Source organism: Xanthomonas arboricola pv. guizotiae (genome assembly GCF_002940205.1).
Lineage (GTDB): Bacteria > Pseudomonadota > Gammaproteobacteria > Xanthomonadales > Xanthomonadaceae > Xanthomonas > Xanthomonas arboricola_C.
The window spans coordinates 1-23992 of record NZ_MDSK01000040.1 but is presented as its reverse complement, the minus strand read 5'-3'; the positions used below and the strand labels follow the sequence as shown (position 1 = coordinate 23992).

Annotated in this window: 19 protein-coding genes, 1 tRNA gene and 3 pseudogenes; 12 read left to right on the top strand and 11 right to left on the bottom strand. The window is 67.1% G+C overall.

Translation table 11 applies throughout. From position 1 onward, the window contains the following. Positions 1-149: 149 nt before the first annotated feature. The 5 genes from XarbCFBP7408_RS18900 to XarbCFBP7408_RS18880 all read right to left on the bottom strand — a co-directional run bounded on the left by XarbCFBP7408_RS18900 (position 150) and on the right by XarbCFBP7408_RS18880 (position 5046). Positions 150-1379, bottom strand: coding sequence for an RDD family protein (locus tag XarbCFBP7408_RS18900; RefSeq protein WP_104564266.1), 1230 nt, complete (start codon positions 1377-1379; stop codon positions 150-152). Positions 1380-1406: 27 nt separating this feature from the next. Continuing rightward, complete coding sequence (locus tag XarbCFBP7408_RS18895) at positions 1407-2138, bottom strand: pilin (protein WP_104564265.1); 732 nt, start codon at positions 2136-2138, stop codon at positions 1407-1409. 37 nt (positions 2139-2175) lie between these two features. Further along, a complete protein-coding gene (locus XarbCFBP7408_RS18890; protein ID WP_003484452.1) occupies positions 2176-2649 on the bottom strand; it encodes a DUF494 family protein in 474 nt (157 codons plus the stop codon). 43 nt (positions 2650-2692) lie between these two features. Further along, complete coding sequence (gene dprA / locus XarbCFBP7408_RS18885; RefSeq protein WP_104564264.1) at positions 2693-3838, bottom strand: DNA-processing protein DprA; 1146 nt, start codon at positions 3836-3838, stop codon at positions 2693-2695. A 71-nt stretch (positions 3839-3909) separates the two neighbouring features. Further along, the gene (locus XarbCFBP7408_RS18880; RefSeq protein ID WP_104564263.1) at positions 3910-5046 is read right to left on the bottom strand and encodes a LysM peptidoglycan-binding domain-containing protein; all 1137 of its coding nucleotides are present in this window, start codon (positions 5044-5046) and stop codon (positions 3910-3912) included. 131 nt (positions 5047-5177) lie between these two features. Between XarbCFBP7408_RS18880 and def the strand changes: the two genes are divergently transcribed. The 5 genes from def (at position 5178) to XarbCFBP7408_RS18855 (ending at position 11525) form a co-directional block, all read left to right on the top strand. Continuing rightward, complete coding sequence (def, locus tag XarbCFBP7408_RS18875) at positions 5178-5690, top strand: peptide deformylase (protein WP_024938525.1); 513 nt, start codon at positions 5178-5180, stop codon at positions 5688-5690. A 400-nt stretch (positions 5691-6090) separates the two neighbouring features. Then, a complete protein-coding gene (gene fmt, locus XarbCFBP7408_RS18870; RefSeq protein WP_104564262.1) occupies positions 6091-7014 on the top strand; it encodes a methionyl-tRNA formyltransferase in 924 nt (307 codons plus the stop codon). Then, complete coding sequence (gene rsmB / locus XarbCFBP7408_RS18865) at positions 7014-8324, top strand: 16S rRNA (cytosine(967)-C(5))-methyltransferase RsmB (RefSeq protein WP_104564261.1); 1311 nt, start codon at positions 7014-7016, stop codon at positions 8322-8324. Before fmt ends, rsmB begins: the two co-directional genes overlap by 1 nt. A 48-nt stretch (positions 8325-8372) precedes the next feature. Further along, a complete protein-coding gene (locus XarbCFBP7408_RS18860; RefSeq protein ID WP_104564260.1) occupies positions 8373-10094 on the top strand; it encodes an ArnT family glycosyltransferase in 1722 nt (573 codons plus the stop codon). Between the two features lie 153 nt (positions 10095-10247). Beyond that, on the top strand, positions 10248-11525 hold the full coding sequence (locus XarbCFBP7408_RS18855) for an O-antigen ligase family protein (RefSeq protein ID WP_104564259.1): 1278 nt from the start codon (positions 10248-10250) through the stop codon (positions 11523-11525). Between the two features lie 124 nt (positions 11526-11649). Here the strand turns inward: XarbCFBP7408_RS18855 and XarbCFBP7408_RS18850 are convergent, their stop codons facing one another. Beyond that, a complete protein-coding gene (locus XarbCFBP7408_RS18850; RefSeq protein WP_104564258.1) occupies positions 11650-12474 on the bottom strand; it encodes a glycosyltransferase family 2 protein in 825 nt (274 codons plus the stop codon). Here XarbCFBP7408_RS18850 and XarbCFBP7408_RS18845 point away from each other — a divergent pair, their 5' ends adjacent. Further along, positions 12475-13533, top strand: a complete 1059-nt coding sequence (locus XarbCFBP7408_RS18845; protein WP_104564257.1) for a CDP-glycerol glycerophosphotransferase family protein — start codon at positions 12475-12477, stop codon at positions 13531-13533. It abuts the gene before it with no gap. Positions 13534-13621: 88 nt separating this feature from the next. On the opposite strand, the gene XarbCFBP7408_RS18840 is transcribed toward XarbCFBP7408_RS18845, so the two are convergent. The 3 genes from XarbCFBP7408_RS18840 to ribA all read right to left on the bottom strand — a co-directional run bounded on the left by XarbCFBP7408_RS18840 (position 13622) and on the right by ribA (position 16873). Further along, the gene (locus XarbCFBP7408_RS18840) at positions 13622-15127 is read right to left on the bottom strand and encodes a PH domain-containing protein (RefSeq protein ID WP_104564256.1); all 1506 of its coding nucleotides are present in this window, start codon (positions 15125-15127) and stop codon (positions 13622-13624) included. After that, positions 15124-15600: a PH domain-containing protein gene (locus XarbCFBP7408_RS18835; protein WP_039529659.1), complete on the bottom strand. Its 477-nt coding sequence runs from the start codon at positions 15598-15600 to the stop codon at positions 15124-15126. The genes XarbCFBP7408_RS18840 and XarbCFBP7408_RS18835 overlap by 4 nt, the downstream gene beginning before the upstream one ends. Before the next feature lie 139 nt (positions 15601-15739). Continuing rightward, entirely contained in the window at positions 15740-16873 is a 1134-nt protein-coding gene (gene ribA, locus XarbCFBP7408_RS18830; protein ID WP_104564255.1) for a GTP cyclohydrolase II RibA, read from the bottom strand. 244 nt (positions 16874-17117) lie between these two features. Here ribA and XarbCFBP7408_RS18825 point away from each other — a divergent pair, with 244 nt between their 5' ends. Continuing rightward, a complete protein-coding gene (locus tag XarbCFBP7408_RS18825; RefSeq protein WP_104564254.1) occupies positions 17118-17639 on the top strand; it encodes a GNAT family N-acetyltransferase in 522 nt (173 codons plus the stop codon). A gap of 66 nt (positions 17640-17705) precedes the next feature. Here the strand turns inward: XarbCFBP7408_RS18825 and XarbCFBP7408_RS18820 are convergent, their stop codons facing one another. Continuing rightward, positions 17706-18722 (bottom strand): lauroyl acyltransferase, encoded by a 1017-nt coding sequence (locus XarbCFBP7408_RS18820; protein ID WP_181106942.1) that lies wholly within the window; start codon positions 18720-18722, stop codon positions 17706-17708. On the opposite strand from XarbCFBP7408_RS18820, the gene dtd reads away from it, so the two are divergent. From dtd to XarbCFBP7408_RS18795, 5 genes and pseudogenes are all read left to right on the top strand, one after another. Next, positions 18721-19161 carry a D-aminoacyl-tRNA deacylase gene (dtd, locus tag XarbCFBP7408_RS18815; RefSeq protein ID WP_104564252.1) on the top strand — a complete coding sequence of 147 codons (441 nt, stop codon included), beginning with the start codon at positions 18721-18723 and terminating at the stop codon, positions 19159-19161. The two genes, XarbCFBP7408_RS18820 and dtd, sit on opposite strands and share 2 nt — an antisense overlap. A gap of 107 nt (positions 19162-19268) precedes the next feature. Continuing rightward, entirely contained in the window at positions 19269-21143 is a 1875-nt protein-coding gene (rpoD, locus tag XarbCFBP7408_RS18810; protein ID WP_016902493.1) for an RNA polymerase sigma factor RpoD, read from the top strand. A gap of 185 nt (positions 21144-21328) precedes the next feature. Continuing rightward, positions 21329-21642: pseudogene (locus XarbCFBP7408_RS18805) on the top strand (DUF6566 family protein). A gap of 282 nt (positions 21643-21924) precedes the next feature. Further along, positions 21925-22000: transfer RNA gene (locus XarbCFBP7408_RS18800), tRNA-Ile, on the top strand. A 166-nt stretch (positions 22001-22166) separates the two neighbouring features. Further along, positions 22167-23356: pseudogene (locus XarbCFBP7408_RS18795) on the top strand (tyrosine-type recombinase/integrase). A 514-nt stretch (positions 23357-23870) separates the two neighbouring features. On the opposite strand, the pseudogene XarbCFBP7408_RS18785 reads toward XarbCFBP7408_RS18795, so the two are convergent. After that, positions 23871-23992 (bottom strand): annotated as a pseudogene (locus XarbCFBP7408_RS18785) (IS481 family transposase); the annotation flags it as partial.

Sequence of the window (23992 nt, the reverse complement as noted above, 5' to 3'; positions counted from 1 at the left end):
GGGTAGCGTGGCCTAATTGGCCGATGGAGGGAAGCAGATCGACCGTTTCCCACAGATCAACGCCCGGGAAACGAGCCCGGGCGTTCAGTTCTCTTATTAGAAAGATCACGGCGGACGCCGCCGTGTCAAGCGGCCAGGGCCGCGAACTGCTAGCTCTGGCTCATTCCGATGGCGGCCAGCATGAAGCCCACCACCACCACCGAGATCACCAGCAGCACCGCATAAATGGCCAGGACCACGATGGTGACCGTGTCCAGGCCGCTGGACTGGCGCTCCGGGTGATCCGTAAACGCCCAGCGGTCCACGACCAGGGTGTCGCAGACCTTGTCGTGCGGAGCCTGCTTGCGCGCGCTCATGCCGGCCATGAACGCGGCCACGATCGCGCCGATGCCCAGGGTGAGCACGCTGATCAGCATATAGGCCAGGTAGCGCAGCACATTGCGCCAGAAACCGACCCGGCCGCCGTTGCTGTCGGCGCGCACCAGCTTGATGCCGCAGGCGAGCTTGCCCAGGCTGGCCTGATGCCGGCTGGACTGCATCCAGGCGAAATACAGCGTCGGGATCGCCAGGCCGATGCCGTAGGACATCACCAGGATCGCAATGCCGAGCGGGCTGCCATCGTCCAGTGCAGAACCGGAGTCGCCCCGGGTGGTCAGCAGCGCCACCACGAACACCAGCGGGATCACGATCAGGTACACCGCGAAGGTGGTGATCAGGCTGTCCAGGATGCTGGCGGCCACGCGCCGCCACAGGCCGGCGTAGACAACCGGGGCATCGTGCAATGCGACGCTTGCCGCGGGCGTGGCGATGGAGTCCCAGGCGCCTGGAGGCGCCGCGCCGGCGGGTGCTTGCGACGGCGCATGCGGGGGCGTTGCAGGCGCGTGGGAGCTGTTGGTCGGCATCGGGCTCGATGCCGCGGCGGGTGTCGCGGGGGCTGCCGGCGTGGTGGGCCACGCCACCGGATCTGCCGGTGCAGCGTGCCCGCTCGGCGGACGCTGCTGGTGATCGACTGCGCCAGGGTGATCGGCAAGCCCGGCGTCGGCCTGCCCGAGCGCAGCGTCTGCCGCCGGGCCGGCAAGCGACGCGGCGCCGGTAGGCAGGTGATCCACCGCGACACTGGTCGGGTAAACCGTCGCCTGCGGCTCAGCGTGCGCACCGTCCACCGGCGCACCTCCGATCGGCGCGGCGGTTGCCGGCACTGACGTGTCGATCCCCAGCTCGGCCGCGACCTCGCCAAGTGCCACCCACTGTGGAAAGCCTTCGCGCCAGACCAGGCTGGACGCATCGATCAGGCCGTCCGACAGGCGCGCGCGAAGCGTGTCCGTGTCCACCGGCCCCTGGCGCTCGCGTTGTGCGTCGGCGTAATACCACTGCGTCATTGAAGTCCCCTTGCGTAAAGCGATTGACTAGCCGCGGCAGTCCGGCGGAAGTTGGTTGTCGTCGATCTCGGAGCTGCACTGCCAGCTGCCGGCGTCCGCGTCGAAATCCAGCCACAGCGCCTTGCCGTCGATCCTGGTCATTTTCGGCGCATGCAGCAGCGCCTCGACGCCGCACTCGGTGGTGTCGAAACGGCCGATCCGCACGCTGCTCAGGACATCGTTCGCATACTGCTCGGGCGCGAGAAAGCCGGCGTCGCCGTTGACCGGGCAACGGCCTCGCTGCGCGAGAAATTCGGCGATCTGCGGCTTCAGGGGCGTCAGCGCCGCAATCGCCTGGGCGACCTTGGTACGCGCGGTGTAGTCCTGGTACGCCGGCAGCGCGATCGCCGCCAGGATGCCGATCATCGCCACCAGCACGAACATGCCCACCACCGCGCCCAGCACCAACGCCAGCGGCCACCCCGGCCCGTTGCCAGGCAGGCGATGCGCTGACGAAGAGGGTGCACTGGCGGCTGCGTTATGGACAGCCGCTGGCGGAACCGGCGGCAGGGGCGGCGGCGGCGCGGCGCGCAGATCGGTGGATATCGGTGGCCCGAGCTCGTCGGCGCACGCAGACAGCGGCACCCATCGGGCAAATCCTTCGCGCCAGACCAGGGTGTCCAGTGCAATCGCGTGATCGCGATACAGCGCCAGCAAGGCCTCGTCGGCCACCGGGCCACGCCGGTGGCGGTTGCCCTCGGCGTAATACCAACTGCTCATTGCCGTCCCCTCGCACGCGTCCGTTGCGGCTTCCGCCTCAGTGTACGGGTTCAGGCTCGTCCAGGAACATCTGCGTTTCCATCCAGGCGTAGGCCGCTTCGGCACCCGGCTGGTTGAACAGCACCATCAAGACCACCCATTTGAGGTCGTCCAGGTCCAGTTCGTCCTGGTCCAGCGCCATGGCGCGATCCAGCACCAGCTCGCGCTGGTCGGCGTCGAGGATGCGGTGTTGCTCCAGGAACAGCAGGAATCCACGGCAGTCCACATCGAGCTTGTCCAGCTCCGGGCCGTGATAGATGCGGACCGGTCCATCGACATGCGGGCGCGCGACGCTGGGCCGCTGCTCGGAGAGCGCGTCCAGCCAATCGAAGGCTTTGCTGATTTCTGCGGGACTGAAACCGGCCTGGATCAGGCCGTTCTGAAGCGAGTCACGGTCGCGGACCAGGTCCGCATCTTCGCTGAAATAATGTTCGAACAGGTACAGCAGTACATCAAGAATGCTCTCTTTCATTGCCCCTCGGCCTGCGTCGCGCGACGCTGTGGAGGTGAAGAAACTAGGGATTGCGGGTATAGCGACCGTGCTCGGCGACCACGTCTCCCTCCAGTTCCATGATGAGCAGCATGGAGGACAGCGCGGCGGCCGTCAATCCGGTGCGCTGCACCAATGAATCCATAGGGGTTGGGTCGTGGCCCAGCGCCTGCCACAAGCGCTGGTAGTCGGGATCGGAGCGGGCAGGGCCGGCGCCAGCGCCGGACGTTGTCTTCCTGGGCAACTCAGTGGGGGCGGCCAGGCGCTCGCGCAAGGCGCTGGCCAATTCGCCCGACAGCAGGCCCAGCCCCTCGATGATCTGGGCCGGCTCCTGCGCCAGGGTGGCGCCCTGCCGGATCAGGTGATGGCAGCCGCGTGCGAGCGGATTGTGCAGCGAGCCGGGCAGGGCGAACACCTCGCGCCCGGCCTCCGCCGCCAGCCGCGCGGTGATCAGCGCGCCCGAGCGCATGGCCGCTTCCACCACCAGGGTGCCCAGGGCCAGCCCGGCGATGATCCGGTTGCGGGCCGGGAAGTGCCCCGCGACCGGCCCGGTACCGGGCAGGTACTCGCTGACCACCGCGCCGCGCGCGGCGATGCGATCGCGCAAGCCCTGGTGTCGCTCGGGATAGGCCACATCGGCGCCGGTGCCGACCACCGCCACGGTGATGCCATCGCGCTGGGCCAGTGCGGCCTCGTGTGCGATCGCATCCACGCCTGCGGCCATGCCGCTGACGACGCTCAGCCCGGCGCTGGCAAGGCTGGAAGCGAATGCGCGCGTGTGGTCGCGCCCGCCGGCAGTGGCCGAGCGGCTGCCGACCACGGCCACGCCAGGATGCCAGAGCGCGTTGGGGTCGCCGTCCACGAACAGGGCGATCGGCGGGTTGGCGATATGGCGTAGCAAAGCCGGGTAATCCGGGTCGTGCCAGCCGATCAGGTGGTGCCCTGGTTGCTCGCACCAGCGCAGCGCGGCGTCCAGCGCGCGCGTGTCAGGGGTTTGCAGTAGCGCAGTTTGCAGTTCGTCGCAGCCGGCGGAGCGCCATGCAGCAGGCCCGGCCGCCAGCATCTCGGCCGCTGCCCCGAAGGTTGTCAGCAATGCCTTCCGCGGCGGGCTGCGGCCGCCCGCCAGGAGCAGGGTCAGGAGTGCGCGCAGGTCGGACGTGGGGAGGGCCATGCGTCCAGCCTGGACCGCAAACGCCGACGGCGCCCTCAGGCGCCGTCGTATTACCGCATCGGAATTTTCGCTTACTGCGCGTCGGGATGCCTGACGAAGTAGCCCAGGCCGGTCGGCTTGACGCTTTCCATCACCAGCGCATAGCTGACCTTGTCGAAGGTGCGGAACACCATCGCGTGCGAGGCGTATTCGTCGGGCAGGCCGACGGTGGAGCCGGCCGGGCCGCTGAAGTCGTCGTCGGTCCGCGAGAAGCGCGAATGCTTGACGCGGTCGCTGACCGTGCGGCCCTTGCGCCAGATCGAGAACACCGTGCCGTTGTCGATGCCTTCGCGGGCGCCGCCGGAGATGGCGATCACGTCGCGGGTGCCGCCGACGATGAAGGCATCGGAGATGGCCAGCACCCGCAATTCGGTCTGCAGGGCCTGTTCCGACGGCGGATGCGGGATGAACTGCAGGTCGTAGGGCTGCGCCTCGACGGCGACGATGCGATCGCCGGCGCGTACCTCGCGGCCGCTGTCCTGCAGCAGCAGTGTCGCTGCCTTGGAGTTGCCGCCCGCTGCGCTGCGGGTGATGGTGCCGACGTTGACCTGCGCCAGTTCGTAGCCGAGGAACTCGCGGCGCGTGCTCGGCGCGATGAAGTTCTTCCAGATGTTGCCCGAGCCTGCGGTGATATTGCCGGCCGCATCGAGGTCTTCGTTGTGCTTGGGCAGGCTGAACTTCACCGTCGGGCGCACCACCGCAAAACGCTGGCCCGGCTGTGCATCGTCCAGGCCGACCACATACGCCACCTGGCCGGTGGTGGCACGCGTGCGGCCGCCTTCCAGGCCCACCACATACGGCAGCTGGTCGAAGTCGTCGGTGACGCGCAGGTTCTTCAGGAACGGCTCGACATCGGCCAGCGGAATCGCGTTGATCGGTGCTTCCTGGCGCGGACCGGGCTGGACGGTGCCCTTGGCGACGCGATCCAGGTAGGCCAGGCTGATCACGTCACCGGGATAGATCAGGTGCGGATTCTGGATCTGCGGGTTGGCCTGCCAGATTTCCGGCCACAACCAGGGTTTTTGCAGGAAACGTCCAGCGATGTCCCACAGGGTATCGCCCTTGCGGACCACGTAAGTCTCTGGATGCTCGCCCACCGCTTGCGCGGCAGCGTAGGTCGCGACGGTCAGCATCGCCGCAGCGACGACCGTACGAAGTCGGTTCAACATGAGTGCCTTCTTGCCTGATTCCCCAACAGGTCCGCGCACTATAGTCCAGAAACCGGGGCGGCACGCAAGCATTGCGCTAGAATGACAGCGTCTTGCCGGCGCAGCGCCGGTGTTCCCAGACGGGTAATCCCATGGCTTTGCTCCCTATTCTCGAATTCCCCGATCCGCGGCTGCGCACCAAGGCCGTGCCGGTCGACGCTGCCGAGCTCACCAGCCCGGCATTCCAGACCCTGCTCGACGACATGTTCCAGACCATGTACGAGGCGCCCGGCATCGGCCTGGCCGCCAGTCAGGTGGACGTGCACAAGCGTTTCATGGTGATCGACGTCAGCGAGGAGAAGACGCTCCCGCAGGTGTTCATCAACCCGGAGATCGTGAGCAGGCAGGGCGAGCAGGTTTACCAGGAAGGCTGCCTGTCGGTACCGGGCATCTATGCCGACGTCGCCCGCGCCGATGCGATCACCGTGCGCTATCTCGACCGCCAGGGCAAGGCGCAGGAACTGAGCACCGACGGCCTGCTGGCGGTGTGCATCCAGCACGAGATGGACCATCTGGACGGCAAGTTGTTCGTCGATTACCTGTCGCCGCTCAAGCGCGAAATGGTGCGCAAGAAACTGGCCAAGCAGCGCAAGCATGTGGCTTGAGGGCTGGGATTGGGGATTGGGGATTGGGGATTGGCAAAAGCGGGTTTTTGCTGGTCTTTGAGTCTGCTCGTTTCAAATCGTTGAGCGCTCATTCTGGTGCGATCTCATGGCTATGGCGGCGCACTGCTATTGCACCAAGTCTGTCGGCGGATGGCCTTGAAACTTCGGATGCGGGAGTGGTGATTGATACATCGCTGCCTGTAGCCGGCATCGAATTCTCGGTTGCGACTCCAGCTTCTCAGTGCGCTCGATTGATGGTGGGTCACGCAGGTTCTGGCGCCGAGTTGCCGAATCGTCCAGCGCAGATCCCGCTCCCACCTCTCAGCTCCACGCCATTCTCGCCCCGGCCAGCACACCTGCCGTTGCGAATCCCCACTCCCGAATCCCGAATCCCAGCCTTATGAGAATCATCTTCGCCGGTACGCCGGATTTTGCCGTCGCCTCGTTGCGCGCAGCCGCGCAGCGGCATGAAGTGGTGGCGGTCTATACCCAGCCGGATCGGCCTGCCGGCCGTGGCCGCGGGTTGACGCCGTCGCCGGTCAAGCTGGAGGCGATCGCGCGCGGCATCCCGGTGTTCCAGCCGCAGACGCTGCGTTCGCCCGAAGCACTGGCCACGCTGCGTTCGCTCGATGCCGATCTGATGGTGGTGGTGGCCTACGGCCTGATCCTGCCCAAGGCGGTGCTGGCCGCGCCGACCCATGGCTGCTGGAACGTGCATGCCTCGTTGTTGCCGCGCTGGCGTGGCGCCGCGCCGATCCAGCGCGCGATCGAGGCCGGCGATACCGAAACCGGGGTCTGCCTGATGCAGATGGAAGCCGGGCTGGATACCGGCCCGGTGCTGCTGTCGCAGCGGCTGACCATCGGCGAGCAGGAAACCGGCGGGCAGCTGCACGACCGCCTGGCCGCGCTGGGCGCGCAGGTGCTGGCCGATGGCCTGGGCCTGCTGCGTGCCGGCATCCGCCCGGTGGCGCAGCCGCAGCCGACCGAAGGCGTGACCTATGCGCACAAGCTGGACAAGACGCAGGCGCGGCTGGACTGGACCCGGCCGGCGCAGGAACTGGCACGGCGGGTACGCGCGTTCAATCCATGGCCGGTGGCCGAGGCGATGCTGGCCGGCGAGCGCGTGCGCCTGCATGGCGCGGTGGCGCTGGAGCTGGCCCATCAGCAGGCGCCGGGCACCCTGCTCGCCGCCAGCAAGCAGGGCATCGACATCGCCTGCGGGCAGGGCGCGCTGCGGGTGCGCGTGCTGCAGCGCGAGGGTGGCAAGGCGATCACCGCTGCCGACTACCTCAACGCGCGCCGCGACCTGCCGGCGCTGCGCTGATGTCGGCAGAGACCGCAACTGCGGGCGTCGGCTCGCGTCTGGCCGCGGCGCGGGTGCTGACGGCGGTGTTCGACCAGGGCCGCTCGCTCAAGGCCGAGCTGGCCGCGACCTTGCCCGGCCTTGGCGATCCGCGCGACCGCGCGCTGGTGGAGGCGATCTGCTTTGCGGTGCTGCGCCGCCGCCCGGCCTATGAGGTGGCATTGCGGCAGTGGCTGGAACGCCCGCTGCCGCCGCGCGATGCCGAACTGAAGGCGCTGCTGATGGCCGGCTTCGCCCAGCTCGACGTGCTGCAGCTGCCCGCGCATGCGGCGTTGTCGGCCACCGTGGACGCGTGCCGCGCGCTGGGCCGGCCGCGGCAGGCCGGTATGGTCAACGCGATCCTGCGGCGCGCCCAGCGCGAGGGGTTTCCGGCGGTGTCCGCCGATGCGGGCTGGCCGTCCTGGCTGCGCAAGCAACTGCGCGCCGATTGGGGCGAGCAGGCCGAACGCATCTTCGTGGCAAGCGCGCAGATGGCACCGATGTGGCTGCGCGTGCAGCGCTCGCGGATCGACCCGGCCGGCTATGTCGCACGGCTGGCCGCGCCGGGCATCGGCGCGGACACCGATGCGGTGTTGCCGGATGCGGTGCGTCTGCACGCGGCGGTGCCGGTGAGCCAGTTGCCGGGTTTCGCCGAGGGCGATGTCTCGGTGCAGGACGGCTCCGCGCAGCAGGTTGCCGATGCGCTGGCGCTGACGCCCTCTGCACGCGTGCTCGATGCCTGCGCGGCGCCCGGCGGCAAGGCCGCGCATCTGCTGGAACGTCATCCTGGCCTGCAGCTCACCGCGCTGGATGTGGATGCGCGCCGGCTGGAGCGGGTGCAGCAGACCTTGCAGCGTACCGTGCCGAACGCGCAAGTGACCCTGCATGCCGCCGATGCGGCCGATACCGCCGCCTGGTGGGACGGCCGGCCGTTCGATGCGGTGCTGCTGGATGCGCCATGTTCGGCCACCGGCGTGGTGCGCCGTCAGCCCGACGTGCTGCTGCATCGCCGTGCCGACGATATCGACGCCTTGTGCGCGTTGCAGGCGCGTCTGCTCGATGCCACCTGGCGCACGCTGCGGCCGGGCGGGCAGCTGCTCTACACGACCTGTTCCCTGCTGGCGCGCGAGAACCAGGCGCAGGTGCAGGCATTCCTGCAACGCACTGCCGATGCGCAGGCGCAGCCGCTGGGTGCGCAATTCGGTCATGCGGCCGGTGCCGGGCGGCAGCGTTTCCCCGGCGAGCAGCACTGCGACGGTTTTTTCTACGCGCTTTTGCTAAAAGCGTCCTGACCGCGCGCCGCTCCCGGCGCTCCACCTTCGCATCCATTGCCGCCCGTCATGCTCAAGACTCGTGCTTCCAAGGATTTCTGGCTGCTGGCCATCACCGCCGTTCTGGTGATCGGTGCCGGCCTGGGACTGCGCGACCCCTGGCCCTCGGATGAGCCGCGGTTTGCACTGGTCGCCAAGCAGATGGTGATGAGCGGCGACTGGCTGTTCCCGCATCGCGGCAACGAGCTGTATTCGGACAAGCCGCCGATGCTGATGTGGCTGCAGGCGCTGTTCTACACGCTGCTGGGCAACTGGCGGGTGGCGTTCCTGCTGCCGTCGCTGCTGGCGGCGCTGGGCACGCTGGCCTGCGTGTACGACCTCGGGCGCCGACTGTGGACCCGGCGCGTGGGCGCGTCTGCGGCGTGGATGCTGTTGTTCACGCTGCACTTCACCTTCCAGGCCAAGAAGGCGCAGATCGATCCGCTGGTGGTGTTCTGGATCACCCTGGCCAATTACGGATTGCTGCGCCATCTGCTGCTGGGGCCGGCCTGGCGCTGGTGGACGCTGGGCTGGTTTGCCGCCGGGCTGGGCGTGATCACCAAGGGGGTCGGCATCATCGCCCTGCTGATGCTGATCCCGGCCGGCATTGCGGCGGCGCGCGGCTGGCCGGGCGTGCGCGTGCATGTGCGCGATCGGCGTTTCTGGCTGGGGCCGCTGTTCTTCTTCGTGGCGATCCTGCTGTGGTTCGTGCCGATGATGGTGACTGCGCTGACCGCCGGCCAGCCCGAGTACCGCGTCTATCTCAACGACATCCTGCTGCGCCAGACCGCCAAGCGCTACGCCAATTCCTGGGATCACGCGCAGCCGGTCTGGTACCACTTCAAGGGCATGGCCACGATGTGGCTGCCGACCATCCTGCTGCTGCCCTGGGCAATCCCGGCCTGGTGGCGCCGGCTCAAGCGACGCGATGCGCGCTATCTGTTGCCGCTGGCCTGGTGGCTGCTGGTGCTGGCGTTCTTCACCATTCCCAGCGGCAAGCGCGATGTGTACATCCTGCCGGCGCTGCCGATGTTCTGCCTGGCGCTGGCGCCGCTGGCGGCAGGCCTGCTGCGCCGCGCCGGGGTGCAGCGGCTGCTGTTCGGATTCGTGCTGCTGCTGACGGTGGCCTTTGCTGCCGGCGGCGCGGCGATGCTGATCGGGCACCCGGGGTTCGAGCAGAAGATCATGGACAGCCGCGGGGTCGGCAGCGAGGCCACCGACCCGCTCGGCTGGCTGCTGCTGGCGGTCGGTCTATGGGGCGTGGCCAGCCTGTTGCTGCTGCGGGTGCGCCGTTCCGCGCTTGCCGCCGCATCGCTGCTGGGCGCGTGGTGGGTGGCGTTCGGCCTGGTCTGCTATCCGATCTTCAACGATTCCAGTTCGGCGGGCGCGGTGATGCGCGAGGCCGGGCGCCGGATCGGCCCCGACGCGCAGCTTGGGCTGGTGGCCTGGAAGGAACAGAACCTGCTGATGGCCGACCGCTCCGCGCAGACCTTCGGCTTCAAGGTGCCGTGGGAACAGCAGCTGCAGCGGGCGGTGGCCTGGCAGGCAGAGCGTCCCGGCCAACGTTGGCTGATGGCGCAGGAGACCGCGCTGCTGGCCTGCGTGGACCGCAGCCGCAGCCAGATGGCGGGGGTGGCCAATCGCCGTCGCTGGTGGCTGGTACCGGCCGATGCCGTGCACGGCAGCTGCGTGGCGAGTTCCGAGCAGCGGGCGCTGGAAGCGCAGGAGCAGGGCAACCTGGACACCGAATGAGCCGACGCAGCGCAGGTGTCTGCCGCGATCGGCGGCCCGTCAATGCCGTCGCCGGCCGCTGTCTAGCATGGATTCATGCGGGGCATCGTTAGCTTGGCCGGCTTCGCTGACGCGCGTCGCCCGATGTCACCCCCATTTGCCACCGATGTCTGAATGAATTCCTTGCCCACCCAGCCCGCTGCGCTTTCCTCGTCGGCTCCGATCGCGTCACCCGCAGGTGTGGGCATTGCCGAACTGGGCGTGTTCGCGTTGACCGCGCTGGTGGTCAGCATGCCGAGCGGGTTGCTGCCCTTCGGGCTGTGCCTGTTGCTTGGCTCGCTGGTGGGTTGGCGCAGCCTGCGCGCAGGCGTTGCCATGCGCCCTTGGTCGCTGCGCGCGCTGGGGTGGCTGGCCGCGGCGGTGATCGCGATGTCGCTGTTGTCGATCGTGCTGTTCGAACACGGCCTGCGCGATGTCGACAACCGCTCGCGCTTTCTGGTGCTGCCGTGGGCGGCGGTGTGGGCGTACGCACTGCAGCCGCGCCAGGTCTGGCTATGGCGGGGCGCGCTGGCCGGCGTGTTCGCGGCAATGTTGATCGCCATGCTGCAGGTGATCAACGGTGCCGACCGCGCGGAAGGCTGGACCAATGCGATCGTATTTGCCGACATCGCGCTGATGCTGCTGGTGGTGGCGGTGTTCTGCCGTCCGCTCGGCAAGGTGCGCTGGCTGGTGGGCGCGGCCATCGCCACGGTGGTGGTGATCGTGCTCAGCGGCAGCCGCGGGGTGTGGTTGTCGTTGCTGGTGACCTTGGGCGTGCTGATCTGGGGCGCGCCCTGGCAGAGCGCACGCATGCGCTTGCTGACCTTCGTCGGCAGTGCGGTGCTGGCGGTGGGCGTGGTGCTCAGCGTGCCGGCGTTGACCCAGCAGATGCGCCTGGGCGAGTTGCAGAGCGACCTGCAGCGCTATGAGGTCGGCGACAGCGACTCGTCCGCCGGTGCCCGGATCGAGCGCCTGCATGTGGCCTGGGATACCTTGCGCGCGCATCCGCTCACCGGCATCGGCGTCGGGCGCTTCGACGATGCGATGCGCGAGCTGCCGGTATGCGCCGGCGACACCTGGCTGCTGCGCTGTCATCTGGGCCATGCGCACAACGATCTGGCCGAATGGGGCGCCACCCAGGGCGTTCCGGGCCTGTTGCTGCTGTTTGCGGTCTACGGGGTGCCGTTATGGATCTTCGTGCGGCTGCATCGCCGCAGCGGCCAGCGCCAGTTCCGCGGACCGGCCGCGGCCGGGGTGATGATCGTGGTGAGCTATGCGCTGTGCGGACTGACCCAGTCGATGTTTGCGCACCAGGTGTCGGCCAGCTTCTACACGGCGATGGTCGGCGTGCTGGTCGGGCTGGCAGCGCGTCAGGTGCAGGAGTTCCCGGCTCAAGTGGCCGACAAGGCCTAGCGCGGCTTGGGTTGGCTTCTGGGCCTTACGTCGATTCGATCACCGGAATGGACGTTGTCGGGTGCCGTTTCCGAATGCCGCTCGCGCTGCCGGGCGGTGAACCGGGTGGTGTTGCTGACGACTCTCAGTCGCCGTGCTGCTCGTCCGCACGCGGCGGATCCTGCACCGGCTGGTTGTGTTGCAGCAGCCACAGCATGATGGTCTTCTGGCGCACGTAGTTGGCGCGGACATAGGCATAGATCAACCCGTGCCAGCCATCGCGAAATCCGCCGCGCAGCAGATAGCCGCGCCAGAAGCGCCAGGCCGGCGCCAGCACCAGCTTGCTCCAGGTCGCACGCTTGCCGCGCGCATGCTCGTGCTCGGCCATCATCTGCGCGTAGCGCTGGGTCTTGGCCAGTTGCTGCGCCAGCGAGCGGTACGGATAGTGGATCAGATCGCCGGCCAGGGTCACCACTGCACCGTCGACACTGGCCGCCTCGTGGATCTCGCGCTTGCCGCGCCAGCCGCCGCGGCGTCGATCGAATAGACGCAGCACCCGATCCGGATAGGCATTGCCATGGCGCAGGAACCGGCCGAAATACTCCGACAACCGTGCGAAGCGATAGCCGGCCGCACCGGCAAAGCCGCCATCGCGCGCGGCAACGATCGATGCCCGCAAGGCATCGCTGACGCGTTCGTCGGCATCCAGGCACAGCACCCAGGCGTGGCTGGCCTGCGCAACGCAGAACGCCTTCTGGCTGCGGTAGCCATCGAAGGCGCGCTGCAGGACGCGTGCGCCGTGTGCGGTGGCCAGCGTCACGGTGGAGTCGGTGGAGCCGGAGTCCACCACCACGATCTCGTCGCAGAACGCCAGCGAGCGCAGGCAGTCGCGTAGGCGATCGGCCTCGTTGAACGCGATAATGCAGGCGCTGATGCGCGGCCGTTCGTCGGGTGCGGTCGAAGAGGACATGTGATGGCTCAATACCTGCTGTTCGCAACGGAACGTTACGCGTTGCCTATTCTGGCGCCATTGGCGCAGGCATTACAGGCCCGCGGGCACGCCGTGTCGGCGTGGTTCGAGGGCGGTGCACGCGGGCTGGTGTTGCCGGAGGTGCGCGAGGTCGGCCTGCGCGAGGCGCTGGCGTTGCGCCCGCGTGCGGTGTTCAGCGCGGCCAACTGGGTGCCACCGTTCATTGCGGGCGCCAAGGTGCAGCTGTTCCATGGCTTCAACGTGCAGAAACGCGAAGACAATCGCGGGCACTTCCGCGTGCGCGGGCTGTTCGATCTGTATTGCACGCAAGGCCCGGCCACCACGGCGCCGTTTCGCGCACTGGCCGCGCGCGAAGGGCATTTTGCCGTGGTCGAAACCGGCTGGCCCAAGCTCGACCCGGTGTTCCGCGACGATGGCGGCCGCAGCGCTGCACTGCGCGCGCCCGCCAACGGACGGCCGGTGATCCTGTTCGGCTCCACGTTTACCGAGCGCTTGAGCGCTGCGCCCGCGCTCTACGACGAGATCGCCGCCGATATCGCACGCGGTGCGCATTACTGGCTGCTGACGCTGCATCCGAAGTGCGCGCCGGAGCTGTTCGATCGCTATCGCGCGCTGGCCGGGCCGCATGCCCGCTTTGTCGAACCCGAAGAAGTGATGGCCGCGCAGCGTGCGGCCGATGTGCTGGTGTCGGATACCTCGTCGATCGTGTCCGAGTTCGTGGTGCAGCACAAACCGGTGGTGACCTTCCGCAACCGCGTGCCACAGCCGCATATGCTGGACTTCCAGCAACCCGGGCAATTGCCGCAGCAGCTGGCGCGCGCGCTGGCGCCGGATGCGTCGCTGCGCAATGCGCTCGCCCGTTATGCCGATGCGATCCACCCGTACCGCGACGGGCAGTCGTCGGAGCGGGTGATCGTAGCGACCGAGCACTTCATCGCCGGCAAGCTCGGTCCGCTGCGGCGCAAGCCGCTGGGCGCAGTGTGGCGAGGCCTGCAGATCCGCCGCGAACTCGGATACTGGGGCCCGGCACAACGCTGATCGCTGCGAGTTGCGCATCGACGAGATACCGCTGCCAATCAGCTCTTCACCCAATCCCGAATCCCGACTCCCCAATCCCGATTCCTAATCACCAGCGCAGCTTGCGCCGCGCCAGCGCGGCACCCAACTGCGCCTGCAGCGCCTGCGCCTGCGCCAACGGCACGAAGCGCAGCCGCAACCCCGGGCCGGCCGCGCTGGCACCGGCAGTGTCCAGCCACAGCGTTGCGGTGCCGGACAGACGGTCCAGCGGCGAGCGTTGCAGTTGCAGCGCCTGCAGCTTGTCCAGCTCGGCCAGCCGCCACCAGCGTTTCCACCAGCCGCCGCGCACGGCGACAAACCGCGCATCCACCGCGTAGCCCATGCGGTGCACCTGGCGATGCGCCTTGAACGCACTCCACGGCAACCACAGCAGCAACCACGCCGCCTGGTTGCCGAATTGCCAGGCCAGGCCGATCGCCAGCGGCAGCAGCAACAACAGCGTGGGCAGACTCAATCGCCACCAGCAATGCGTGGCGATCGCCTGCCACTGTGCCGGCGGCCAGGCAATCCCCGGCAGCAGGCGCTGCAACAAGGCATCGCAGCGCTGCGGGTCGGCAATCGGCGCCAGCTCCTTCAATGCGCTGCCTTCACGGTCGGCGGTGCCGGCCACGGCGGTCTCCACCCGCAACTGGCGACGGCCGAACAGGCGATGCAGGCGGCTTTCGTACAGCGTCCACGACTGGATGCGCCGCAGCGCCACGCTGCTGCGGATGCGCGTCAGCAGGCCGCGCTCCACGGTAAGGCGGCGCTCGGATTGGCTGAGATGAAAGCCGTGGTACTGCGCCAGCGCCAGCGCCACCGACAGCGCGCGCATCGCGACCAATAAGGCCAGGGCGCCCAGCAGCACCAACGCGGCGGTGACCGCCGCCCCCGGATGGATCTGGCTGACGTAGCGGTACGCCAGCTCGCCGTTGTGCTCGACGAAGTTGGACACCGTGCGGCGCGGAATCATTTGGTAGATCACGCCGAAGCTGGCGGCCACCACCACCATGCCGCGATTGGAGATCAGCCCCAGCCGGATCACTTCGCCCAGCGGCAGACGCAGTAGCGTGTTGCTGTCGTTGACGATCTGCGGCGCGCTGGCATCGGCGTCATGCGTGCGGCGACGGATCAGGTCTTCCAGCGCCAGCGCCTGGTCCAGCCGCAGCACGCGCATTTCCGCTTCGGGCTTGTGGCCGCCGGCCGATTCCAGGCGTACCTCGGCCACGCCGGCCAGCCGGTGCAGCAACGATTGATGCACCACCACGTTATGGATGCGCGCGAATGGAATATCGCGCCGGCTGCGCTCCAGCAGCCCGCTGCGGATCGCCACCCCATCGGTGCCGATGCGGTAGCGGTAGGTGAAATAGCGCAGCACCGAGATCGCCACCAGCACTGCCATCACCACCCCGGTGGCGATGTGGTCGGCCGAGTCGCGGCTGCCATCGCGGCTGCCGAACAGCACCAGGGCCGCCAGCGGAATCAGGAACTGGCGGATCTGCTGCAACAACACGAACACCCACGACAGCGGATGCAGGCGCTGCTCGTCCTGGCCGGGGTGTTCGATGGCGCTCACAGTGCGTCGTCGTCGTGATCGAGCTGGCGGGCGAGGCGGTCGCGCAGGCGTTCGGCATCGCCCTGATCCAGGCCGGACAAGGCCACCGCGTTGAGCCGGCTGCCGGCGGTATGCACCACCAGCGTGGTCAGCCGGGTGGCGCGTTCGATCGGGCCGCGGCGCAGGTCCACGTGCTGCACGCGCGAAATCGGAATGCGCGTGTCGCTCTGCCACAGATGGCCGCGTTGCAGCGCCAGGCCGTGCTGGTCGAGTTTCCAGTGGGTGAGCCGGTGCCGTTTGACCGCGAACCACGCACCCAGCAGCGCCGCAACCACGGTCACGCCCAGCACTACCGGCCAGTCATGCCAGGCGTGCAGCACGGTGACGGTCACGCCGGCCGCGATCAGCCCGGCACATCCGCCGCCCAGCGCGCCGTTGACGCCGGCCACATACGCCCCGCGTTGCGGTAGCGGTTGCCACTGGGTGTGGTCCACTGCCGCAACCTGTGCCGGCGCGGCAGCGACGATGACCTCGGGGTGCGGCGGTGGAGCGTCGTGCACAAGGCTGGCCTGCAGGAGCGGTGCGCAAGCATAGCCGGGCGCCGCGGGCGGGCGCATCCGGCGCCGGCGGCGCTTACTGCGCGGCCAGAATCAGCGCATCCACATCCAGCGCATGCCCGGCACGCGCGGCCTTGGTGCGCAGGTATTGCTCGTTCTCCGGGGTGATGTCGCCGGTCACCGGGATGCGGTCTTCGACCGCGATGCCGGCCGCACGCAGGCGCTCGGCCTTGGCGGGGTTGTTGGTCAGCAGCCGGATCCGGCCGATGCCCAGACCGCGCAGCATCGCCACCGCACTGCCGTAGCGGCGCTCGTCCGGGCCGAAGCCCAGTTGCGCGTCGGCATCGATGGTGTCCAGGCCCGCATGCTGGTAACCGTACGCGCGCATCTTGGCGGCGATGCCGGTGCCACGGCCTTCCTGGTCCAGATACAGCAGCACGCCGCCGCCGAGTTCCTTCAGCTTGACCAGGCCATGCCGCAGCTGGTCGCCGCAATCGCATTTGAGCGAACCGAACAGATCGCCGGTGAGGCAGGAGGAATGCACGCGCACCGGCACTGCGGCCGACAGGTCGGGCTGGCCGACCACGATCGCCACCTGGTCGCGCTGCGCCACCCCGCCACGAAACACCACGAACTCGCTCATCCCCAGCCCGCGCAGCGGCACCGGCGTGCGGGTGACCAGCGCGTAGCCAGCAGCGGCGGATTTGGCGCAGCCGCTGCCCAGATCGTCCAGTGCCAGTGACTGGCAACCGGCAAAGGCGGCGTGGTCATCCGCGCCGTGCAGCTCCACGGCCAGCATCGCCGGCAGCAGCAGGCCCAGCCGTGCGATTTCCACCGCGCCGGCGTCCAGCGCATCGCCCGGGGTCCACTGCGTCGGTACCGGGGTGTCGCGCAGGTAGGCCAGGGCAGCGAGCCGGTCGTAGTCGTGCTCGACCAGCGCCACGCGCGCGCCCTGCGGCGCGCTCAGGCCCAGCACCTGGGCGCGGGTCGGGGTGACGAACAGATAGTGCCGCCCCTGCGCCGCACGCGCGAAGGCCGCGTAGGACTGCGCGGTGCTGCTGTCCAGCGCCAGCACCGCGCGCGCCTGCCCGTTGGCCGCCGTCAGCCGCACCGGGCGGCCGGCGCGCAGTTCGGAGGCGGCGCGCTCGCAACGGATCGCGGCCGGATCACCGAAGGCCTGTGCGCTGGGGGAGGGGACGGGGCTGCTCATGCACGACTCCAGATGGGGATTGCCACGGCCGCTTCAAGGCGGCCGCCGCCGCGGCCGTTGCCTGCCGCGTGCGGCCATTGTCGCGTGGTTCGCAATCGCCAGTCGCCACGGCCGGGTGGAACGCTGCATCCAGCGCCCGCCGTTTGAGTTGCGCGGCAGGCGTGGATTGGTTGCATGCCGGCTGCGTTGTTCATCGCCCGGCAATGCCTTTTAATCCCAAGACCCTCTGCCCGCACCGGACCCCATGTCTCTCACCGACTGCAGCGAAGACCGCCACGCCAGCGCCATCCTGGAGATCTTCAACGACGCCATCGCCAACTCGACCGCGTTGTACGACTACAAGCCGCGGCCAGCGGAGAGCATGGTCGGCTGGTTTGCGACCAAGCGTGCGGGCGGCTTTCCGGTGATCGGGGTGGAAGCTGCCGACGGCAGCCTGATGGGGTTCGCCAGTTACGGCACCTTCCGCGCCTGGCCGGCGTTCAAGTACAGCGTGGAGCATTCGATCTACGTGCACCGCGACCATCGCGGCAAGGGGCTCGGACGCCTGCTGTTGCAGGGCGTGATCGCGGCGGCGGAACAACGCGGCGTGCATGTGCTGGTCGGCGGCATCGATGCCAGCAATCAGGCCAGCATTGCCCTGCACGAACAGTTCGGCTTCACCCATGCCGGCACCGTGCGCGAGGCCGGTTTCAAGTTCGGCCGTTGGCTGGACCTGGCGTTCTATCAGCGCATCCTCGCCACGCCGGCCGATCCGCACGACGATTGAGCCGCTGCCGCTGCCGCTGCCGCTGCCGCGCTGTGTGCGAGCGGCTCCGTCTTCAGCCAGCCGGCGTCAGTGCGGATGCCGCTCGGTCGCATACGGATTGGGCTCGCCGCTGCCCGGCGGGCGCAGCGTGTAGCGCTTGTAGGTCCACTGGTATTGCGCCGGGTCGCGCCGGGCGATCTGTTCGATGCCCGCGTTGAGCGCGCTGGCCGCGCGCACCGGGTCGGCGTCGGCCACTGCCGGGTCGGCCGGCTGCACATGCAACGCGAATTGCAGGTCGCCGCCGGCACGTTCGCACCAGCCATACAGCACGATCGCGCCGGTGCGCTCGGCCAGTCGGTTGACCAGGGTCATGGTCAGGGCGGGGATGCCGAAGAACGGCGCAAACACGCCATCGCCCATTTTCGGCTGCTGGTCGGGCAGGATGCCGACCGCGCCGCCGTCCTTGAGCACCTTGAACAACTGCCGCACCGCCGGGCCTTCGGCACGCACCTGGCGCACGTTGTCGCCGCCGCGCGCCAGTTGCAGGAAGCCGTCCACCGCGTCCGATTCCGGTGGGCGATACACGATGGCGATCGGCCCGCGTTCGGACAGCCACTGGTTGAGCAGCTCCCAGTTGCCGAAGTGCGGCGCGGCCACGATCACGCCGCGCCCGGAAGCCAGTGCGGCGTCGTAGAGCGCCTGGCCATTGCGCTGCAGCCGCGCCAGGTTCTCGGCCGGCGGGCGGGTCCAGGTACGCAACACTTCAAGCGTCTGCCGCGCGGTCGACCGCAGCACCTGCGCATGCAGTTGCGCGCGCTGGCCGGCGTCCAGTTCCGGGTACGCCAGTTCCAGGTTGCGGCGTGCCACGCGCGCCTCGCGCCCATCGAGCTTGCGCCAGCTCCAGGCCAGCGCGTCGGCCACACGTTTGAGCAGCGGCCACGGCAGGCGGCCCACGGTGGTGGCGGTGGCGTAGAGCAGGCGAGCGCGAACATCGGGTTTCATCCGCGCAATTCTAAACAGCGCGGCCGGCGATGACCCGCGCGTGACAGTGCCAACCGTGCTGGGCATGCTGCGCGGCACAGTTTGCTGCCGGAGAGTGCCCATGCTTGCGCTGATCCAACGTGTCACCCGCGCCGCAGTCACGGTCGATGCGCAGCCCGTCGGGCAGATCGGTCCCGGGCTGCTGGCCCTGGTCGGGGTCGAGCCCGGCGACAGCGACGCGCAGATCCGGCGCCTGGCCGAGCGCCTGCTCGGCTACCGCGTGTTCGCCGACGACGCCGGCAAGATGAACCGCTCACTCACCGACACCGGCGGCGGCCTGTTGCTGGTCAGCCAGTTCACCCTGGCCGCAGACACCGGTTCCGGCAATCGCCCCGGCTTCAGCACGGCCGCGCCGCCGTTGGAGGCTGAACGGGCGTTCAATCAATTGGTGGCGATTTGCCGCCAAAAACATCGCGGCGGGGTGGAAACCGGGCGCTTTGGTGCCCATATGGTTGTCGACCTGGTCAACGATGGCCCGGTGACCTTCCTTCTCAGACCCTAGAAACCCACGTCCACCAGCGGTCCTGTCTTGAATCCGGCAGACCGGGCTTCACGCTGGTATAATGCTAGGTTCTCTTTCCAATCTCAAAGCCGGTGGCGCGAGCACTCATGGCCAACGAACGTCCTGCCCAGCAATCCGACATCAAGCTACTGATCAGCAAGGGCCTGGAACAGGGCTATCTGACCTACGCGGAAGTCAATGACCACCTGCCCGACGACCTGGTCGACCCGGAGCAGATCGAAGACATCATCAGCATGATCAACGGCATGGGCATCGATGTCCATGAAGTTGCGCCCGATGCTGAAACCCTGTTGCTCAACGATGGCAACACCGGCAACCGCGAGGTTGACGACACCGCAGCCGAAGAAGCTGCCGCCGCGCTGACCGCGCTCGATACCGAAGGTGGCCGCACCACCGACCCGGTGCGCATGTACATGCGCGAAATGGGCACGGTCGAGCTGCTGACCCGCGAAGGCGAAATCGCCATCGCCAAGCGTATCGAGGAAGGCCTGAGCCAGGTCCAGGCAGCGCTGGGCGTGTTCCCGCTGTCGACCGAAATGCTGCTGGCCGATTACGAAGCGCACAAGGAAGGCAAGAAGCGTCTGGCCGAGATCGTGGTCGGCTTCAACGACCTGATCGAGGAAGCCGACGCCGCCGCTGCCGCGCTGGCCGCCGCCGGCCCGGTCGCCGTCGACGAAGACGCGGTCGATGAAGACGACGACGAAGACGGCGATGACGACGCTGCCGAGGAAGAGGCCGGCCCGACCGGTCCGGACCCGGTGGAAGTGGCCACGCGCATGGAGAACCTGGCCAACGAATACGCCAAGTTCAAGAAGATCTATGCCAAGAACGGCGCCGAGCACAAGCTGGTGGTCAAGGCGCGCGAGGACATGGCCGCCATCTTCACCACGCTCAAGCTGCCGCTGCCGCTGACCGATGCGCTGGTCACCCAGCTGCGTGGCGTGGTCAACGGCATCAAGGATCACGAGCGCAAGGTGCTGCACCTGGCCACCACCGTGGCACGCATGCCGCGCAAGGATTTCATCCGCTCCTGGGAAGGCAACCAGACCAACCTGGAATGGGTGGAAGACGCACTCAAGCGCAAGCAGAAGTGGTCGTCGGCGCTGCGAGATGTCAAGGACCAGATCGTCTCCGAGCAGCAGGGCTCGATCGAGATGGAGAAGGCCAACTACCTGACCCTGGGCGAGATCAAGGAGATCAGCCGCGCGATGGCCTATGGCGAAGCCAAGGCACGCAAGGCCAAGAAGGAAATGGTCGAGGCCAACCTGCGCCTGGTGATCTCCATCGCCAAGAAGTACACCAACCGCGGCCTGCAGTTCCTCGACCTGATCCAGGAAGGCAACATCGGCCTGATGAAGGCGGTGGACAAGTTCGAATACCGCCGCGGTTACAAGTTCTCGACGTATGCGACGTGGTGGATCCGCCAGGCCATCACCCGTTCGATCGCCGATCAGGCGCGCACCATCCGTATCCCGGTGCACATGATCGAAACGATCAACAAGTTGAACCGCATTTCCCGCCAGATGCTCCAGCAGTTCGGCCGCGAGGCCACGCCGGAGGAGCTGGCCAAGGAGATGGACATGCCCGAGGACAAGATCCGCAAGGTGATGAAGATCGCCAAGGAGCCGATCTCGATGGAAACCCCGATCGGCGACGACGAGGATTCGCATCTGGGCGACTTCATCGAGGACACCAACGTGGAGTCCCCGATCGACAACACCACCAACATCAATCTCTCCGAGACGGTGCGGGACGTGTTGGCAGGGCTGACCCCGCGCGAGGCCAAGGTGCTGCGGATGCGCTTCGGTATCGACATGAATACCGATCACACGCTGGAAGAAGTGGGCAAGCAGTTCGACGTCACCCGCGAGCGGATTCGTCAGATAGAGGCCAAGGCGTTGCGCAAACTGCGTCACCCGAGCCGTTCGGAACAGCTGCGCTCGTTCCTCGACATTGACTGATCCGGTAGCCGTATCGGTGCAGTGATCACACAACAGCCCCGCACATGCGGGGCTGTTGCGTTGTGGGGCATGCCGCGAGCTATGCTTGCCGGGTGGACGTTGCCGAAGCATGGACGCGCCGGGGATGGCGCAGGCGACATTCACGCCCCGGCGACGAAGCCAGACAGCGGTGCAACATGAAGTCGATGTTTCCGCCTGGCTCACGTGACGTTCTAGCCGTGGCTTCTAAGTTGATGGACGAATGGAACGAGGCCGTCGTATGAGCAGGCAAAGCCGCTTTGAAACCACCACATACCGCGAGCACGAGATTCGCGTACGCACCGAGCAGGCGTCCCCGGGCGCCAGCTGGACGCTGTGGGTCGATGTGTATGCACTGGGCGGCAAACGCCAGCCACGCATCGGTGGCCGGGAGCCGGGCTGGGAGACCTACCAGGAAGCCATCGCGCAGGGATTCCGCGCAGGCCGGCAATTGGTCGATGCGCAGCTTGAGGTGGCTTAGAGGCCGGGATTGGGGATTCGGGAGTGGGGATTCGGAATTGCTGAGGTGCTTGTAGTTCCGGATCTTGCACCGCGAATGGTGCGCAGCACACACTGATCGCGCACAAATTTAGAAGCCCGGCTCGCGCCGGGCTTTTTGTCTGGGCATGCGCGGGCACGTGTGGGTGCGGGCGCTTCTTCTCATCAATGCCTGATGTCAGCAGACAGCGACGCGCGCGGGCAGGTAAACTTTCGGCTCAGCTGGACGGTCCGACATGCCCCGCATCTCGCCACCCACCCTGCCGGGCCTATAGCTCAACGGTTAGAGCAGAGGACTCATAATCCTTTGGTTCCAGGTTCGAATCCTGGTGGGCCCACCATTTCAATATCCAGTAGCGTCCTAAGAAGGCCGAAAACCCACATGAAACAAGTAGTTTCGGCCTTTTTTGTGTCTGATTGCGTCCTATGGGGTTTGCTTAGATCCCAAGTTTGATGACGGTAAGTTTGGCGGTAAGCTACCGCCCCCCAAAGTCAGTTACCGCCAAAGTGCCTTTGACCGATACAGCCATTCGTAAGGCAAAGCCCGCCGCCAAGGTGCAGAAGCTTCGCGACGGCGGCGGCCTGTATCTGCTACTGCGCCCTGACGGTGCAAAGTGGTGGCGTTGGGACTACCGCCGCCCGGTGACGAGCAAGCGCAACACGCTATCGCTTGGGACATATCCGGATGTCAGCTTGGCTACGGCACGTGAGCGACATGCGGCGGCGCGCAAGTTGTTGGCCGAAGGCATCGATCCTGGCGAACAGCGCAAGGCCGAGAAGTCGGCAACCTTGGAGCGCTCGGCCAACACGTTTGAGGCGATCGCCGCGGAGCATCTATCTATGCGAGCCAACAAACTCTCTGCTGGCTCAGTTGTGCGTGAGCGGCGCCTCCTTGAGAAGGATCTCGGTCCTTACATCGGTAGCCGTCCAGTGGATGCAATACCGGCTCGCGATCTACTGCAGGCACTGCGGAAGATTGAGGCGCGTGGGGCGGTGGAAACTGCTCATCGCGCGCGGATGCTTGCCGCCCAAGTGTTTCGCTATGCCATTGCTACGGGCGAGCGGAACGCAACCCTGCTTCTGATCTGAAGGGCGCTTTGACTCCACCGGAGGGTCGTCATTTCGCCAGCGTGACCGAGCCAGCCTTGGTAGGTGAGCTATTGCGAGCGATCCATGGCTATCGTGGTTCACCAGTGGTGATGGGAGCGCTGCAACTGGCTCCACTCGTATTCGTGCGCCCAGGAGAACTGAGGCGAGCACGCTGGGAGAACATTGATCTTGATTCGAGCGAATGGCGATTCATTGCGAGCAAGACCGCTCAGTCCCACGTGGTTCCATTGTCCTCGCAAGCGGTTGCCATCTTGCGCGACCTACATCCGCTGACGGGTCGCGGTGAGTTCGTTTTCCCTAGCGTGCGTGGGAAAGGGCGCCCGATGAGCGAGAACACCATCAACGCGGCACTGCGGCGGCTGGGCTATGACTCAGACACGATGACAGGTCATGGCTTCCGAGCAATGGCACGCACCGTCTTGGACGAGGTTCTGGGCTTTCGTCCCGACTACATCGAGCACCAACTCGCGCATGCCGTCCGAGATCCCAACGGACGCGCTTACAACCGCACTGCCCATCTGGTCGAGCGCCGGAAGATGATGCAAGCCTGGGCGGACTACTTGGACAGTCTCAGGGCATCTATCTAGCCGCTGTCTGCCCACTTTTATTTTCGGACTTGCCATTTTTCAGGGTAACCGCTGTAACGCGCGTAACGCTTCGGTAATAACGCAATAAATTCAGTGCTTTGGAAGGTGGTGGCGGGCGTTCGGCTGCTGAGTAACGCCCTGTAACTCGTGTAGCAATCACCTCGCCTTGAGACGATGCCGGACGCACCCGGACGCCGGATCATGCCGCGCCTAGCGCGACGCAGGTCGGCGAGTTCAGCCGAGGTGATTCTCCGGCGAGCCTCTTCTCTGGCGCCAATTTTCTTCTTCGCCAGCCCGTGCGTACGTCAGCAGACGCATGCGCCGCCCTGCGCTGCCAATTCCTTACTGTCGTTCGCCGGCTGTATCGCCGCACCTGCACGTTAGCGCCTTGCTCGCATCTTCTACGCGGGCCGGCAACGCCTGTCCGTTGTCCGCCTGATTCCGGCCGCGTCCAACAGAGTTTGTAAAAAAAGTTTTTACACAGCTATCCGCGTGAACTCCGACGCGTCGGCTTCTAGGTGTTCAGTCCCGGCATTAGATGAATCGGGTCCACCTTGAACCGCTCGGGTTCGGATGTCCACTGCTTGCAGATGAACTCGTACGGCGTCAGACCCTTCAATGCTTTGAGCCTGCGAC

What these genes read in the sequence shown, in the direction of transcription:
- XarbCFBP7408_RS18900 (WP_104564266.1), bottom strand. Translation starts at nt 1,379, where the DNA reads ATGACGCAGTGGTATTACGCCGACGCACAACGCGAGCGCCAGGGGCCG.
- XarbCFBP7408_RS18895 (WP_104564265.1), bottom strand. Translation starts at nt 2,138, where the DNA reads ATGAGCAGTTGGTATTACGCCGAGGGCAACCGCCACCGGCGTGGCCCG.
- XarbCFBP7408_RS18890 (WP_003484452.1), bottom strand. Translation starts at nt 2,649, where the DNA reads ATGAAAGAGAGCATTCTTGATGTACTGCTGTACCTGTTCGAACATTAT.
- dprA (WP_104564264.1), bottom strand. Translation starts at nt 3,838, where the DNA reads ATGGCCCTCCCCACGTCCGACCTGCGCGCACTCCTGACCCTGCTCCTG.
- XarbCFBP7408_RS18880 (WP_104564263.1), bottom strand. Translation starts at nt 5,046, where the DNA reads ATGTTGAACCGACTTCGTACGGTCGTCGCTGCGGCGATGCTGACCGTC.
- def (WP_024938525.1), top strand. Translation starts at nt 5,178, where the DNA reads ATGGCTTTGCTCCCTATTCTCGAATTCCCCGATCCGCGGCTGCGCACC.
- fmt (WP_104564262.1), top strand. Translation starts at nt 6,091, where the DNA reads ATGAGAATCATCTTCGCCGGTACGCCGGATTTTGCCGTCGCCTCGTTG.
- rsmB (WP_104564261.1), top strand. Translation starts at nt 7,014, where the DNA reads ATGTCGGCAGAGACCGCAACTGCGGGCGTCGGCTCGCGTCTGGCCGCG.
- XarbCFBP7408_RS18860 (WP_104564260.1), top strand. Translation starts at nt 8,373, where the DNA reads ATGCTCAAGACTCGTGCTTCCAAGGATTTCTGGCTGCTGGCCATCACC.
- XarbCFBP7408_RS18855 (WP_104564259.1), top strand. Translation starts at nt 10,248, where the DNA reads ATGAATTCCTTGCCCACCCAGCCCGCTGCGCTTTCCTCGTCGGCTCCG.
- XarbCFBP7408_RS18850 (WP_104564258.1), bottom strand. Translation starts at nt 12,474, where the DNA reads ATGTCCTCTTCGACCGCACCCGACGAACGGCCGCGCATCAGCGCCTGC.
- ribA (WP_104564255.1), bottom strand. Translation starts at nt 16,873, where the DNA reads ATGAGCAGCCCCGTCCCCTCCCCCAGCGCACAGGCCTTCGGTGATCCG.
- XarbCFBP7408_RS18825 (WP_104564254.1), top strand. Translation starts at nt 17,118, where the DNA reads ATGTCTCTCACCGACTGCAGCGAAGACCGCCACGCCAGCGCCATCCTG.
- dtd (WP_104564252.1), top strand. Translation starts at nt 18,721, where the DNA reads ATGCTTGCGCTGATCCAACGTGTCACCCGCGCCGCAGTCACGGTCGAT.
- XarbCFBP7408_RS18820 (WP_181106942.1), bottom strand. Translation starts at nt 18,722, where the DNA reads ATGGGCACTCTCCGGCAGCAAACTGTGCCGCGCAGCATGCCCAGCACG.
- rpoD (WP_016902493.1), top strand. Translation starts at nt 19,269, where the DNA reads ATGGCCAACGAACGTCCTGCCCAGCAATCCGACATCAAGCTACTGATC.